This is a genomic window from Specibacter sp. NPDC057265 (genome assembly GCF_042668835.1).
Taxonomy (GTDB): domain Bacteria; phylum Actinomycetota; class Actinomycetes; order Actinomycetales; family Micrococcaceae; genus Specibacter.
On record NZ_JBHUYE010000017.1, the window covers coordinates 37,311 to 52,451 of the forward strand.

The window sequence follows — 15,141 nt, forward strand, 5'->3', positions numbered from 1 at the left end:
GTGAAGTGCCCGCGCGCGCGAAGTTACTTGATGGCGCCTTGGGTAACGCCGGACATGACCCAGCGTTGCGTTAGCAGGTAGACCAGAATTGCAGGCGCCATTGCCATGAGGTACGACGCGAAGGCCACATTGTAGTTATTGCTGAACTGGGTCTGGAAGATCTTTTGCAGCACCGGCAGTGTCTGCATAGCGGCGTCGGAGGTGATCAGAGACGGCATCATGAAGTCGTTCCATGAAACGAGAAACGCGAAAATACCGACCGTTGCACTCATAGGCGCCAGCAGGGGAAAGACCAGTCGCCAAAACACCTGCCAGGTCGTTGCCCCGTCGATGCGGGCGCTTTCCTCGAGTTCTTCGGGTAGCGAGCGAAGGAACGCAGTGAACAACATGACGCTGAACGACAACTGGAACATCACGTGCAAAACGGCGACGCCCAGGGGATTGTCCAGCCCTACCATTCCTGTGAGTTTGACCTGCGACAGGGCGAGCACTGGAAAGGGCAGGAACATGGCGGCGAGGAGATAAAAGAAGGACCAACGAAAAAATTTACGGTCCCAGTTGCGGGCGATCGCGAACGCGGCAAGAGCGCTCAATACAATCGTTCCCCCAACAGTGATTGCGGTCACAATCAACGATATGACGAATCCGCGAGGGAAGTCGGTGAGGTTCCATGCTGCGACAAAACCTTCAACACTGAATGGCGCCGGAAGGGAGAATGCGTTGCCGTCAACTGATTGCGCACCCGTTTTGAAGGCCATGGTGACAGTTACATAGAGCGGTGCGATGACAGTGAGCGAGCAAATGATCAACACGATCGTGAGAAGAACACCTGGCCGCCTTTTGCCGAGGCTTCTGCGTCCATTGTTGGCGGATCCGCCACCGGTGTCGTGATTTCCGGCGGTGCGCAGGACGTCGGTATCTGAAGTGCCGGGAGTGCCTGGCAGGACAGGTGAGAGGGGTACTTGGTTAGTCATCAGAATGCCGCCTTTCCGCGCGTGATGCGCAATTGAATGAGTGCAATCACGAGTGCGATCAGGAAAAAGACTGTGGCGTTGGCCATTTGGTATGCGTAGTCCCCGCTCGAGAAGCCGGTAAAAATCGTCATGGCGACACTGCGGGTCGAAGTGCCGGGACCGCCGTCGGTCAGGCCCACGATGATGTCGTAGGTGTTGAGGAAGTTCTTAAAGCCAATGACGAGGTTGATCAAAACGTAACCGGCCACAAGCGGCAACGTGATCATCCGCAGCTGACCCCAAGAGGAGGCGCCGTCAAGTGCGGCAGCCTCGTAAACATCTCCGGGGACCGAAAGGACTCCGGCAATGTAGATCAGCAGCGCTGATGGTATGGCTTGCCAAGCAGTAACAATCACAATGGCAAGCCAAGCGAGATCGGGGTTCGAGAGCACGCTGCTCGCCAAGGGTGTAAAGCCGATTGCTTCGGCAAATCCCGGCAGCGAGTTGGAAAACAAAAAGTTAAACACGAAGGCAATGATGATGCCCGAGACGACCATGGGAAGTACGAACACGGCCCGCAGCGCCACTTTGCCCCGGATCCGTGAGGTCAGCGCGATCGCGAGGAGGAAAGCGATGGCGTTGACGGCGAGCACTGTGACCAGGGCGAACCCAATCGTAAAACCGTACGAGGTGAGAATCGCCGGATCGGTCAGCATCGCGGCATAGTTTGTAAGGCCGACAAAAGACCATTCTCCGAAGCCGATGGAGTCGGTGAAGCTGTAAAAAATGCCCATGATCGCCGGTAGCGTGATGGCCAGCGTAAAAAGGATAAGAGTGGGCAGCAGGAACAGGTAGAACATTGGATCGACGCGGTGTTTGCGCTTCGTCGAGCCCGACACGTGCGCCGTCGGTAACGCAGCGCCGCGTTCCTCCGGGCTGATGGGGGTCGTGATGGCCATGAGTGACCTTTCGTGAGCGGTTGGTTGATCAAATAGCGGGGAACGACTTCATGGGGAGCTCAGTCACGACCGGAATGCCAGACGCGCCCAGTCGGCATCGAGGGTGCGCAGCGTGCTGTCCGGGTCGGAACCCAACACCATGCCCTGCACGTAATTCTGAACCGGGATGTTCTGCGGAAGTAACTGCGAGGCACCGAGCGTAAACGCAGCCTTGTCGTAGAATTTCTGCAACTCCACAAGTGTCGGTTGAGTGACCGCAGGTGCGTCCGTCGTCACACCGAAGGCGTTGTTGTCGGAGTTATAGGCATCGATAATTTCGGGTTGCATGAGGAATGACACGAACTCCCGGGCCGCTTCCTTCTTGCGTGAGGCTTCCGGAATCCAGAGAGCAAGGTCGACATTGACCCGCACCCGGCGCTCCTCCGGGTCCTCGGTCATGGGCAGCGGGAAAGCTCCTACATCCAGGTCCGGTGCAGTCTTTGCGATCTCGCTCAAGGCCCACGGACCCTGGAAATACATTGCCGCATTGCCTTGTGAGAATTCCAGATTCCCGTCCCCATAACCCCGGCTTGCCGCGTTTGGCTGCGAATATTTCGCCAGCTGCAGCATTTGTTGCATAGGTTGGGAAAAGTTTTTTTCAAACGAGACGGGGGAACCTGGTCCTACATCCGTGCCCTGCTGCTCCAACTGGGCAAAGAACGATTCAAGGTCAATTGAGCCCCCGGCGGAGTAATCAAACAAGCCCTGGGCAATGGTCCAGGGATCTTTGAAGGTGCCGTAGATCGGAGTTATGCCGGCGGCAGTGAGAGTATCGCAGACCGCAACGAACTCCTTCCAGGTGGTGGGCACGCTGAGACCGAGGTCGGCGAAGATCTTCCGGTTGTACAGTACGGCGGCAACCATGAGGGAGTACGGCAGCACACTCGTACGATCGGGGTAGCTCGCGGTCTGATCGATGATGGGTTGCAGGGCCGGATTGATCCGCTTCGCTGCTGGCAGATCCGAGAGGTCGCTCAGCGCCCCGCGGTCAACAAAACGGGCGATCTCAAAGTTGTAGTTGAGACAGCCAACGTCGGGTGGATTGTTGCGCACGAAGCCGGCCGATAAATTTGATGAGAAGTCATGCACCACGCGGACGCGATCTTGTGAGGCGTGGAACTTCTCAATCAAGTCATCGAAGTAGCCGATGACTTCCGGTTTCGATTGAAAGAAGGTGATCTCGGTGACGCCGCCGGAGCCGGAATTCGAGCATGCGCCGAGGCCGAGGCCGAGGCCGGCCGCCCCCGCAGCAAGGAACAGGGATCTGCGCGTCAGCTCGCGCGGCATAGGGGTATTCGAGAACACGTCATTGTCTCCTGAAGGATCTGGCGCGCGCGGATGCCTGTGCGAGCGACTTCGAAGGGGGCGATTTTTGCCGAACCACTAAATATAGGTACTAGATTTAGTGATCTCGACAATATCTTGCTCGGCTCGGTATGGTCAAGAGCATGCAGCAAATTTCCTCGGCAGCCACGCCCCACCTCGTACGTACACTCAATGCCAACCGACTTCTTCAATACGCATGGGACACCGAGGCGTTCACCGCAACCGACGCTATCCAAGAAACCGGACTCACCCGATCAACTGTGCTTAGCGTCTGCGCCGACCTTGTCGAGCGTGGTTGGCTGCACGAGCTCGACGATGCCCGCGCGGCCGGCCAGTACAGCCTTGGCCGACCGGCCCGCCGCTATGCCTTCCGTGCCGACGCCGGTGCTTTCGTTGGGGTTGACTCAGGCCAACACAGAGTGACGGCCCGGATCACCGACCTGCGCGGCACCGAACTCGCCCGGATGAGCCGCGAAATTCGGGGAGCGCTGGATACCGCACCCGATCGGCTGCTGATGACCGAATCGACCGTGGACGCGGCGCTTGCGGCCGCGGCCGTGACGGCGGATGCCGTACTTGCCATCGTGCTTGGGGTTCCAGCGCCGACCGACGCCGATGGGGCTTCGCCCGAGGGTGCCGACGGCTTCTGGCCTCGGATGAACCCAGGATTCGCGGAGAAGTTTGCGCACCGCGGTTGGCGGGTCATTGTTGAGAACGATGCGAACCTCGCTGCGATCGCCGAGGGCGCCGTGGGCGCAGGTGTTGGATTCTCATCCTTTGTTAGCCTGCTGGCCGGCGAGCGTTTTGGTATGGGCATCATCGCCGATGGAATGTTGGTTCGGGGCGCGCACGGTGCGGCGGGGGAATTGCATCTGCTGGATTACGTTCAGGGCGTCGGCTCCGCTGACGGGCTCGCGCGGCTCGCCCGAACCTGGGCTGGAGAGGCCCGCGCAGCCGGACTGCTGGCCGGCACAGCCCTCGAGACAGCGAGTGAGGCCGAAGACGTCTTCGCCGCTGCGCAGGCCGGTGACACGGAAGCACTCGTGATTACTGCGCGCTTGGCTTTGCTACTGGCTCGGGTCTGCGTGGTAATCGGCGGAATGTTGGACGCAGAGAGCATCATCATCGGAGGCGCCGTTGCCCCGGCTGCCGCTGCGTTACTTGACGCCACCGCACTGCACCTTGCGGAGTTTAGCCACGGTCCCGCACCGGCACTCATCGCATCCCCGCTCGGCGGTGACGCCGTGGGGCTCGGAGCGATATACCGGGGCCTCGCGCTTGTGCGTTCGGATCCACTCGCCTTCGCCCTCGCGACAAGCTGACCGGAGGCGGTCAACTGGTCCTCCCATCATTGGTTCCTTTGATGGGACGACTAGCACCCGCCGGAACGGCTGCAACCAGCAGCCGACTTCACCCCGAATGCGGTGTGCCGCCATGGGGGGGGTTCGCTTATCGAAATTCGATTCCTGGCTTCTTACGTCACCCGCGGCGGGAGGACACGTGCTCGGAAGCGTTCTCGCCAGCCAAGTCTCAAACGGGGCTGTAGATGCAGAACAAGGCCCCGTCTCCACTGAGGCGGGGCTTCGCCTTGCTACAAAATTTATTACCAAAAGCCGAAAAACGCGACACGATAGTAATTTCAATGTGCCTACGTCCTCCACAGGTTGTGGACCGAACCATCTGTAAGTGTTGGTGGTGGCTGGCCCGGGGCTAGCTGGCAGACTGGTACTGGTTCCTCCGACCAGATGAGACTCATGAACCGGATGACCCCTGTGGGGCTTCATTCCCGGGATCTGTCCATCTGGCCGGAAGGGTCGGTACCTGTCCGGCCCACCTCGGTAGTTTCACCCTTTTATGGATTAAATCAAGCCTCAAGCTGTTCGAGTTGCCTGAATAATGAGCGGGCGAGGACCGAAGCCGAAAAACTCATGCGGCCCCTCGTTTGCAGTGACGTGTTGGTTCTTCAACAAAAACCTGGATCCCGGCACACCACAATAATTCCTAGCAATGTTTGGACCGGCCTGAGTGTGTCCCGGATGGCGCCTACAAGAGGCCGCCGTCATGGAGGCGTTCGGATCGTGGGCGCCAAGGACAAGCACTTCAACGTCATGACTTCGGCGTGCGGTCTCCTATGAACCCACTACCGCGCTTCTGCATAGTCCATGTGGGACCGCAGCTCTTCTTTGCTTGGAGGGTTTGCTCCGGGGCGCCGGACGGTAATCGCTGCAGCCATGGTGGCGGTGCTGCCCAGCTGCTCCAGCGCAGCTGGTGACAGGCCGTCGGTGGCGAGGGTGAGCAGTCCCATGATCAGGGCTGCCATGTAGGAATCGCCGGCACCAATGGTGTCTGCAACGGTGGATTTTACTGAAGGGATGGTCAAACGGGTCCCGGGAGTGGCTAGTAGCGATCCCTGTGAGCCTCGGGTGATGACGGTTAGTGAGGCACCCAGGTCCAGCAGATGTTTTGTTGTTTCCTCTAGGTTCTTCCGGGGGTAGAGCCAGGTGGCGTCCTCGTCGCTCAACTTCACCACGTCGGTGAGCTCGATGAGCTCCTCAAACGTTGACAATGCTTCGACGTGGCTGCCCAGCAGGGCTGGCCGAATATTTGGGTCGTAGGTGATGGTGCAGTCATGCTGACAATGTTGCAGGAACGACTTGACCGCGCCGGCACCAGGTTCAAGGAATGTGGCAATCGAGCCGGTGTGGAGCACTTTGGGAATGTGGGCCGGGAAAACCGGATCCATTTCCCACACCAGGTCGAAGTCGTAGCTCGCAGATCCGTCCTCCGCCAGTGTTGCGGTGGCGGAGGACGTTCTGTCCAAGGAGTAGGCCCCCGGCCGCAGGACCACGCCGGCACTGCGTAGGTGCTTGTCGATTGCAGCACCACGTTCGTCGTTGCCTAAGGCGGTCATCAGGCCGGTGGCGACGCCCAGGCGGCCCAGTCCGTAGGCGACGTTTGCTGGGGATCCGCCGGGGTGTTCGCTCGTTCCTTGGGGTGAGATGACGACGTCGGTGAGGGCTTCCCCAATAACCACCACGTCCAAGAAGTCTCGAGCCGCGGAGTGCGGGTTGGGATGATTCATGTGCTCTCTCTTTCAGGTTCCGCTGTCAAGCCCAGCGCGTAAGGTTCAGGTCCCCCACTGAGGCAGTACCACCAACTGCGTAGAGGGCCACGTCGGTGCTGGTGATCGAGGGGAAGATCAGCTCTGTCATGGTGACCAGGCCTCCTTGGGCGAAGACTTCAACGGAGCAGTGGTCCACGTAGACGCTGAGTTCATAGGCATTGTCGATTGGCAGGATCGGGGCCGAGTCGATGGAGGCGAACGATTCGTGGAATTCGCTCAACCCGGAGTCACGGCGGTCAATGAAAATGCGTCCTTCGGCCGGGTGGATGCCGATGCGGGTCCCCAGTGTTCCGTCGCTGCGGACCACCAGCCCGAATTCCTCGGCCGTTCCCGGCGTGAATGTCAGGGTGATGTGTTGCACGCTGCCTGCGGCACCTTCGAGGACAAGTGTTTGGTCGGAAATGTTCGTTTCTGCGAGCTCGAACTCCGGGCTGAGTCCGGAGAGTGCCGCCAGGTCTTCGGCTACGTGCTGTGCCAGGCGCAGCTTGCCGTCAACTGTTTGCAGGGATATTTCACGGGCCAGCGACATCGGGCTCCGCCAGGGGGCGGTGGGGATGTCGTTGGCGTACTGCCAGTTGTTCATCCAGCCAATCATGAGGCGGCGGTTGTCGGGTGCGTCGCTGAAGGAAACGGCTGCGTAGTAGTCCCGCCCCCAGTCCAACCACTGGTATTCACCCAGGTGGGCAGGATCCTGTACGCCTTCGGTGACCATGGTGGCGGGGGTGAACGTGGCGCCATCGAAGTCCCCGACGAAGTACTGTCCCGCTGAACCACCGTTGGGTCCGCCGGGGTTCAAGTTTACGATGAGAACCCATTTCAGATTCTCCGGGTCCCCGTCCAAAGGAAGCGGGAAAAGGTCGGGGCACTCCCAAATGCCGCCGGTTGCGTTGGCCGGGCCGAAGGTGCTTAGCAGTTCCCAGTCCCTGAGGTTTTCGGACTTGTAGAGGACGACCTGGAAATCTGTGGCTTCCACGGCGACCATGACCCAATAACTGCCAGCCGCTCCCTCGTATCGAAACACTTTCGGGTCACGAAACTCGGATGATCCGCGGTTCAGCACGGGATTGTTGGCATACTTGGTCCAGGTGTAGCCGCCGTCCAAACTGGAGGCCAGCGACTGGGCTTGGACGCCATGATGGGCAGATCCTTCTTTGAAGGCGCTGGTGTAGATGGCGACCAGGGGGGCCGTCTCGTTGGTTCCTAACCCGCTGGTGTTGTTGCGGTCAAAGACAATACTGCCGGAGAAGATTTCTTCGTCTTCATCGCACGCAATGGCAACGGGGTGCTCGGTCCAGTTCAGCAGGTCCGGGGAGGATGCGTGTCCCCAGGACATGTTGCCCCAAACATTGCCCAACGGGTTGTTTTGGTAGTAGAGGTGGTACAGCCCACCATGGTGGATGAGGCCATTGGGGTCATTAAGCCACGTGTCCCGTGCAGCGTAGTGCAGGGCGGGGCGGAAGGAGTCGGTCGTCATGGCGGTCGAGGCAGTCATGAGGGGCTGTACTCGTTTCTGTGCTGATAAGAAAAGTGGATGTCGGTGGTGGGTGGTTGCAGGCAGCGACGCTGGACGGTACTTGTTGCACCCACCAGCCGCGCCGGGTAGAAACTAGGAATTCCGTTGGTGCCTGTCGCAGGCCCGTTGGCAGGTCTCGATCATTCGGCACAACCCGATGGAATCGAGCGGGGCAAAAGTGCCAAAGCCTTCATTGTTGAGGATTTTGGGGCAGCCTGACCGGATGGACTTTTGGGTCACCCGGAGGCTTTTTTGTCTGTAGTTTCGGTGGCTGGTGCTGGTTCAGCCGCCAGTGCATGGCCGGTGGCACCGGCGAGGGGCCGGTAGAGGTGGCAGCGAACCCAATGGCGGTTGTGGGGATCTCCAAGCTGGTGGCGTACAGGTTCCTCGACGGAACATGGCTGCTCCGAGTCGCCCGCAAAGGCGCAGCTCGTCGAGGCCATGACCGCTTGCCGCAGTTCGGCACGGCGGACGGGATCGTAGGAACCGGCCCGGGCCGGGTCCGGCACGGCTGAGACCAGCAATTGCGTGTAAGGGTGGGCCGGGCGCGCCAGCAAGTCCAGGGACTCGCCCTCCTCAACGATTTCACCGGCGAACATCACCGCCGTCCGATCCGCGAGGTAACGCGCTGAGGCGAGGTCGTGCGTGATGTACAGCATGGAGATCCCTTGCTCATCGCGGAGCTTCCGCATCAGGTTCAGCACGCCGATCCGGACCGAAACGTCCAGCATCGACGTGGGCTCATCTGCGAGAATGACCTGAGGTTTTACAGCCAGGGCTCGAGCGATCGCAACTCGTTGACGTTGCCCGCCGGAGAGCTCATGCGGGTAGGAATTCAGCATGTCCGCCTGCAGCCCGACAGTGGTCATGAGCTCTTCGAGGAGGCTTTCGGTCTCGTGTTCAGAGCCGCGGCGGCCGGTGCCACCTTTTCCGTGGATCGTTAGTGAACGGCGCAGGAAGTGCTCGACCCTGTGCGCGGGGTTCAGTGAGCCAAAGGGATCCTGGAAGACCATTTGCAGTTGGGAGCGAAACGCCCGCGATGCCTGAAAGCGGTCACGCTTGAGCACATCGACTCCGTCAAGCAGGATCTCACCGGAGCTCGGCTTCTCGAGTCGGGCAACACATCGGGCGAGGGTGCTCTTGCCTGATCCGGACTCTCCCACCAGTGCGACGATTTCGCCGCGGCCAATGGTCAAATCAACGTTGTGCAGAGCCCGGACCACCTGACGGGAGAACATGCCGCCAATCGGGAACGACTTGCTTAGTCCACGGACCTCGAGGGCGGGTTCCTGCGGCAAGGCATCTGGCCGTGATGAAGGCTGTACAGAAAGACTCATCGTGCGGCTCCTGTCAAGAGGTTTGCTTCGGTGTCGGCATCAAAAGGGGACACGAGGTGCCCGGGTGCCACTTCGGCCAGGTCTGCGATGTTCTGGAACTTCACGCCGTCGGGCAGTCCAGTCAATGGAACCCGTGGACCGGTGAGCGGAGGGAAAGCTCCCATAAGCGCCTGGGTGTAGGGGTGGCGTGGGGTGGTGTAGATGTCTTGGGCCTTGGCGGTTTCCACGATTCGCCCGCCGTACATGACAGCCATGCGGTGAGAGAGTTCCACCATCAGGGACATGTCGTGTGTGATGAAAAGGACGGAGAAGCCCAATTCGCGCTGAAGATCCTTGATCTGAGCCATGATTTCCTGCTGCACGACGACGTCCAGCGCCGTGGTGGGTTCGTCGAGTATCAGCAATGACGGCTTCAACGCTACGGCCATGGCGATGACTGCACGCTGGCGCATGCCGCCGGAAAGCTGGTGCGGGTAGGATTTCAGGCGCGCGGGGTCGATCCGCACAAGTTCCAGCAACTGCCCCGCGCGCTGAAGGGATTCTTTGCGGGAGTAGCCGGCGTGCGTTGTGAAGATGTCCGCTATTTGCTCGCCAATGGTCAGCACCGGGTTGAGCGAATTCATCGCGGACTGGAACACCATGGCCACGTCTTGCCAGCGGAAGCGCCGGAGCTCTTCGGTGTTCATGGCCAGGACGTCTTTGCCGCCGAAGCGGATGCTGCCGCCAGCGATCTTCGCGGGGTCCTTGAGTAGCCGCATGACCGAGTTGGCAATGGTCGACTTACCACAACCGGATTCGCCGGCCAGGCCAAAGACTTCGCCGGTGCCGATGCTGAAGGAGACGCGGTCCACGGCGGTGGTGGAGCGGGTGTCGCCAATGTACTTCACGGTGAGATCTTTGACTTCAAGAACTGGCTCATGCGAGCCGAGGGATGTCTGGGAGACGGTCATTTTGTGACGCTCCTTTCGGGGGTGGTTGCCGCGGTTGCAGGTACGACGACGGCAGCGGGCTTGGGTGCCTTGATCTTGCGAAGGCGCGGGTTGGTGACCTCGTCGACCGCGTAGTTGATCAGGGACAAGGCGAAGGCCACAAGTGCGATGCACAAACCTGAGGGAACAAATACCCACCAGCTGCCGGTCAAGAGTGCGCCTTCATTGCCTGCCCAGAAGAGGTTGTTCCCCCATGAGACGGTACTGGTGTCACCCAGGCCCAGGAACTCCAGGCCGGCTTGTGCTCCGATGCCGTAGATGACACAGCCCAGCAGGGTGCCCATGACAATCGAGGCCATGTTGGGCAGGATTTCGCGGAACATAATCCGCCCGGCGCGTTCACCGGAGACCACTGCTGCTGCAACGAAATCTTTGGAACGGATCGAAAGTGCTTGGGAGCGGAGCACACGTGCAGATCCGGCCCAACCGGTGATGATCAGGACAATAATGACTGTGCCCAGTCCCGGCGGCAAGAATGCTGCGAGGATCACCAGCAGGGGCAGTCCGGGCAGGAGCAGGAATACGTTGGTGATCAGCGAGAGGGATTCGTCAATGAACTTGCCGAAGTATGCCGACGCCAGTCCCACGAGGATGCCCACGAAAGTTGAGGCGAAGCCTACCGTCAGACCCACCAGCAGCGAGCTGCGGGAGCCGTGCACGGTCAGGGCCAAAACGTCCTGGCCTTTGGCGGTGGTGCCAAGCCAGTGTTCGGGCGAGGGTTCAAGACCTGCCAGGTCCGTAATCCGGGAAGGGTCGCCTGGAAACAGCAGCGGTGCCAACAATGCCAGGGCAATGAAGATCAGCAGGATGGTGGCGCCGACCATGGCTTTGGTGTTGGTAAACAAGCCGTGAACCAGGCCCTGTTTTGGTTTTGTTTTGCGGAGCTCCGGGGTGGGCTCAATAAGTGTGGTCATGATGATCCCTAGTTGCTGCGTACGCGCGGGTCGAGTCGGACATAGAGGATGTCCACCAGGAAGTTGGCCATCAGTACAGCGGCAGTGATGGTCAGGAAGAGTCCTTGCATCAGCGGGTAGTCCAGGCCTTGTACTGCGTTGAGGAGTTGGTAGCCGACGCCGGGGTAGGCGAAGACCACCTCGGTGAGCATGGCGCCACCGACTACGAAGCCAAGGCTCATGCCGAAGCTTGTGACGGAGGGGAGCATGGCGTTCCGTGCCGCGTAGCGGAGCATGATGCGTCCCGGGCGGAGACCCTTGGCCTCGGCCATGGTGATGTAGTCCTCGGAGTTGGTGGCAATCATGGTGTTTCGCATGCCAAGCATCCACCCACCGACGGAGACCAAAACTATCGTCAATGCTGGGAGCACAAGGTGTGCTCCGACGTCGGAAAGGAATTCCCACGAGAAGCCAGGTTCCAGGCCGTCGCTGAATGCGTGCCGCAGCGGGGCCCAGCCCAAAACCACACCGAAAAGGTACAGGGCGCCCATGGCGAGCCAGAAGTAGGGAAAGGACCCTATGAAGATCAAGACAGGCGGCAATGCGGAGTCAATAGTCCCGCCGCGTCGCCAGGCGGCCAAGACGCCGAGCAGGTTACCGAGAACGGCGGCAATCAGCAGTGCGGTTCCACCCAGGAGGAGCGTCCAGCCAATTTGTCCTGCGATGACTTCTGTGACCGGGGTGGGAAAGCGGGAAATGGAAATGCCCATGTTGCCGGTGACGATGTTGTGCAGGTAGTCGATGTACTGTTCCCAAATGGGGCGGTCGTCCACACCGAGCAACTTGCGGAGTGCGTCGAGCTGTTCCGGCTGCATCTTGCCCTGCGTGCGGGCAAACATACGTGAGACGGGGTCGCCCGGCATGAAGCGGGGAAGTAAAAAGTTTAGGGTGATTGAGGCCCAGAAGGCGATCAGGTAGAAACCCAGACGGCGCAGGATAAAGCGCACGGATTCCCTCCGTTCGGTAGGTGCGGGGTGGCCGGAACCGCGGGAGTTCACGGCCAGAAAAAATGGGAAACCATTACGCCGTGGCTCAAGAAGTCTGGTGTTCGAGACGGTAATGGTGCCCGCACGGTGGCCGCGTGGCTCACTTGCAGTGAGCGGCGCGCCACCGTGCGGCGGGAGTGCTACTTGCTGGGTTCCAAGGTAGTGAGAACCAGCACCGTGGTGGGTGAACGGTCACTCAGAGTCGCGTATGGGTTCTCTTCTGTGGGCCATCCGCTGAAGTGGATGTCCGTGTAGTTGCCCCATTCAGGACCGGAGAACAACGGCACCAGCGGGGCGGTGGCGTTGTATTCTTCCTGGAGTTTGTTAGCAATGTCCTTCTGCTTGGCTTCGTCACCGGCGGCAACGAATTCGTTCAAAAGCACATCTGCCTGCTTGTCACCGAAACGGTGGTAGTTGTCGAAGGTTTTGGTGCCAACAGCCTTGACGGTGGCGCTGCCCATGGCGTTGTTGAAGTACTTGAACGGGCTGGGATCGTTGGCACTCCAGACAATACCGGTGTCGAAGGTGCCCTGTTCGTAGCTGGCAACTACTGAGGCCCAGTCAGGGGAGTCAACCTTGGCTGTGACGCCAACGGTCTGGAGGTTCTGGGCGATCACGTTGGCTACTGAGAGCCAGTCCGAGGAGGAAGAACCAACGGAGATCTTGAACTCGAACGGCTTTCCGTCCTTCAAGGTGCGCTTGCCGTCAGACCCCTTTGGGTAGCCGGCGGCGTCCAGGGCCTTGTTGGCCTCGTCCACGTTCAGTTTGGTCCACGTGCAGTTGTCCTTGACTGCCGGGTTCTTCCACTTTTCATAGTTGCCGGAAAGGCCGGTGCAGTCAGCCGGCTGGGCGTAACCACTCATACCAATCTTGGTCACCTGCTCGCGGTCAACGGCCATGCTCAATGCCTTGCGGACCTCGGGGTCGTTGAACGGGGCCTTGGTGGTGTTCAGCTGCCAGTTGATCATGGAACCTGTGGGAGGGAACCAGTAATGGCGGTGATCTTTATCCTTGGAGATAAAGGTCTTTTCGATGTTCGGGATGTACTGGTTGGACCAGTCCACGTCTCCGCTTACGCTTGCCAAGTTGGCTGCATCGTTGCCTGACATGGCGAGCATCTTGATGCCTGCAATCTTCTGCTTCTCCGGCTGCCAGTAGTTAGGGTTCTTCTTCAGTACGTATGACTGGGCCTGGAAAGAGTCAACCTCGGTGTACGGGCCGGTGCCAACGGGCTTGGCGTTGGGGTCCTTTGCTGGGTCGGCAACTGCAGACCAAATGTGCTTGGGCAGGATGGGCAACTGGCCTACTTCGTAGAGAGCTGGAGACCATGCCTTGTTGAAGGTGAACACAACCTTGTTCGTGCCTTCCGCCTTGGCGCCGACGAGATATTCGAAGCCACCCTTGAGCATCTTCTGGAGCTCGAAGGTGTAGGCAATGTCGTCAGCGACGAGCGGCTTGCCGTCAGACCACTTCACATCTTCACGCAGGGTGAAGGTAATCGATTTGCCATCAGCGGCGGGCTTCCATTCGGTGGCGAGCCACGGAATGGTGTCTCCGTTGGCCGGGTTGAATACCATCATGGGTTCGTAGATTGCCTGGTTGACCATGGGGTTCACGGCCGGTGCAAAGGGGTTGAAGTTCTTGTCAAAGGTGCTCATGTCTTCGCGCGGAATGGTGAGGAACGCACTTGCGTTCGCTGCGGCATCCGCGCCGGTGGGTTTGTCGACGGTGGCCACGCAGCCTGTCAGCAACATTGCGCAGACTGCCACTCCGGCCGCGGCGACGCGGGTAGACCTTAAAAATCCGAGTTGTGCCATGATGGGGTTATCTCTTTTCTATTCTTCATCAGCAAGGTGAAGGGGTGGGTAGGGTTAAGCTCTTCGAAATTGATTTCGCGGTCAGACCGAAGAGCGTTCTAGCAGCGGACAGTCGACCAATTGCTGGTCGGCAATGATCGGCTGTCCTGCTGTAAGAGCGGCGAGCGTTTGAAGGCCTAGGGCCCCCATTTTTTCGAACGGTAAGGCAACCGTTGTCAGCTTGGGCCTGAGATAGGCCGCAATCAGTTCCTGATTGTCGAAGCCGATCACGGCGATGTCCTCGGGGATGGTCAGTCCCCGTTCCTTAATGGCGTCGTAAGCGCCCATCGCCATGCGGTCGTTGAGGCAGAACAAGGCAGTTGGCCTGTCCTTTTTGGGATAACGGTCCAAGATTTCGCACGCTGCTTCGTAGCCGCCATCCGCCGTCGCGTACCCGGACACCACCAGTTCCGGATCCAGTTCGAGTCCAGCGCCGGCGAGCGCTTCGCGTGCACCCTCCAACCGTCCGACGGCTGCCGGAATTTGCGGGTCCAGGTTAATGACCCCAATCCTCCGGTGGCCGCTTTTGAGCAGACGCTCAATGGCGACCCGGCCGCCCCCGCGCTCATCCGGAACAATTGAGGGCAGCTTCCCGTCTATATCAAAGCAGTTGATGAGCACCGTGGGCACCTCGTTGGCACTTTCCGGAACTTGCACAGCGCGGTGGAATGTGGCCGCGTATAGAAGGCCTTCCACACGCTGTTCGAGCAGTTTCTCCACTGCCGCATCTTCCATGCCCTGGTTGGGTCCTACGGCATCGGCTTGGTCCGACGGCGCGATGAGCAGGAACCGGCGCTCAAGCCAAGCCTGATCTTGGGCGCCTTTGATGATGTTCACGGCGAATGGCGCCGTCACGATCTCAGTGACGAGGCCATACCAGTCACTGCGCTGGGCGGCCAGCGCGCGTGCTCCAGCGTTGGGGCGGTACCCCAAAGCCTGCACGGCACTTTTTATGCGGACGCGGGTTTCCTCGGAAATACTTGCCTTTTCGCGATTGTTCAACACGAATGAAACGGCCGTCCGGGAGACACCAGCATGTTTGGCAACATCACTCATGGTGACCCCCTGTGGCCGCACGGATGCGGCCTTCTTCGGGGTAGTGGAAT

Annotated in this window: 12 protein-coding genes; 1 reads left to right on the forward strand and 11 read right to left on the reverse strand. The window is 59.7% G+C overall.

The features are described from left to right. Positions 1–23: 23 nt before the first annotated feature. The 3 genes from ACFUCV_RS11860 to ACFUCV_RS11870 form a co-directional block, all read right to left on the reverse strand. On the reverse strand, positions 24–974 hold the full coding sequence (locus ACFUCV_RS11860; protein WP_380815886.1) for a carbohydrate ABC transporter permease: 951 nt from the start codon (positions 972–974) through the stop codon (positions 24–26). After that, positions 974–1,912 carry a carbohydrate ABC transporter permease gene (locus ACFUCV_RS11865; protein WP_380815888.1) on the reverse strand — a complete coding sequence of 313 codons (939 nt, stop codon included), beginning with the start codon at positions 1,910–1,912 and terminating at the stop codon, positions 974–976. Before ACFUCV_RS11865 ends, ACFUCV_RS11860 begins: the two co-directional genes overlap by 1 nt. 63 nt (positions 1,913–1,975) lie before the next feature. Then, positions 1,976–3,256 carry an extracellular solute-binding protein gene (locus ACFUCV_RS11870; RefSeq protein WP_380815891.1) on the reverse strand — a complete coding sequence of 427 codons (1,281 nt, stop codon included), beginning with the start codon at positions 3,254–3,256 and terminating at the stop codon, positions 1,976–1,978. Positions 3,257–3,399: 143 nt separating this feature from the next. On the opposite strand from ACFUCV_RS11870, the gene ACFUCV_RS11875 reads away from it, so the two are divergent. Then, complete coding sequence (locus tag ACFUCV_RS11875) at positions 3,400–4,599, forward strand: ROK family protein (protein ID WP_380815893.1); 1,200 nt, start codon at positions 3,400–3,402, stop codon at positions 4,597–4,599. 818 nt (positions 4,600–5,417) lie between these two features. On the opposite strand, the gene ACFUCV_RS11880 is transcribed toward ACFUCV_RS11875, so the two are convergent. From ACFUCV_RS11880 to ACFUCV_RS11915, 8 genes are all read right to left on the reverse strand, one after another. Beyond that, positions 5,418–6,359 carry a carbohydrate kinase gene (locus ACFUCV_RS11880; protein ID WP_380815895.1) on the reverse strand — a complete coding sequence of 314 codons (942 nt, stop codon included), beginning with the start codon at positions 6,357–6,359 and terminating at the stop codon, positions 5,418–5,420. Positions 6,360–6,384: 25 nt separating this feature from the next. Further along, complete coding sequence (locus tag ACFUCV_RS11885; protein WP_380815897.1) at positions 6,385–7,893, reverse strand: glycoside hydrolase family 32 protein; 1,509 nt, start codon at positions 7,891–7,893, stop codon at positions 6,385–6,387. A 257-nt stretch (positions 7,894–8,150) separates the two neighbouring features. Continuing rightward, positions 8,151–9,251, reverse strand: coding sequence for an ATP-binding cassette domain-containing protein (locus ACFUCV_RS11890; RefSeq protein ID WP_380815899.1), 1,101 nt, complete (start codon positions 9,249–9,251; stop codon positions 8,151–8,153). After that, entirely contained in the window at positions 9,248–10,201 is a 954-nt protein-coding gene (locus tag ACFUCV_RS11895; RefSeq protein WP_380815901.1) for an ABC transporter ATP-binding protein, read from the reverse strand. The genes ACFUCV_RS11890 and ACFUCV_RS11895 overlap by 4 nt, the downstream gene beginning before the upstream one ends. Next, positions 10,198–11,154 (reverse strand): ABC transporter permease, encoded by a 957-nt coding sequence (locus tag ACFUCV_RS11900; protein ID WP_380815904.1) that lies wholly within the window; start codon positions 11,152–11,154, stop codon positions 10,198–10,200. The genes ACFUCV_RS11895 and ACFUCV_RS11900 overlap by 4 nt, the downstream gene beginning before the upstream one ends. A gap of 8 nt (positions 11,155–11,162) precedes the next feature. Beyond that, positions 11,163–12,140: an ABC transporter permease gene (locus tag ACFUCV_RS11905; protein ID WP_380815908.1), complete on the reverse strand. Its 978-nt coding sequence runs from the start codon at positions 12,138–12,140 to the stop codon at positions 11,163–11,165. A 179-nt stretch (positions 12,141–12,319) separates the two neighbouring features. Further along, positions 12,320–13,996 carry an ABC transporter substrate-binding protein gene (locus tag ACFUCV_RS11910; protein WP_380815910.1) on the reverse strand — a complete coding sequence of 559 codons (1,677 nt, stop codon included), beginning with the start codon at positions 13,994–13,996 and terminating at the stop codon, positions 12,320–12,322. Between the two features lie 81 nt (positions 13,997–14,077). Then, on the reverse strand, positions 14,078–15,091 hold the full coding sequence (locus tag ACFUCV_RS11915) for a LacI family DNA-binding transcriptional regulator (RefSeq protein WP_380815912.1): 1,014 nt from the start codon (positions 15,089–15,091) through the stop codon (positions 14,078–14,080). Between the last annotated feature and the right edge of the window lie 50 nt (positions 15,092–15,141).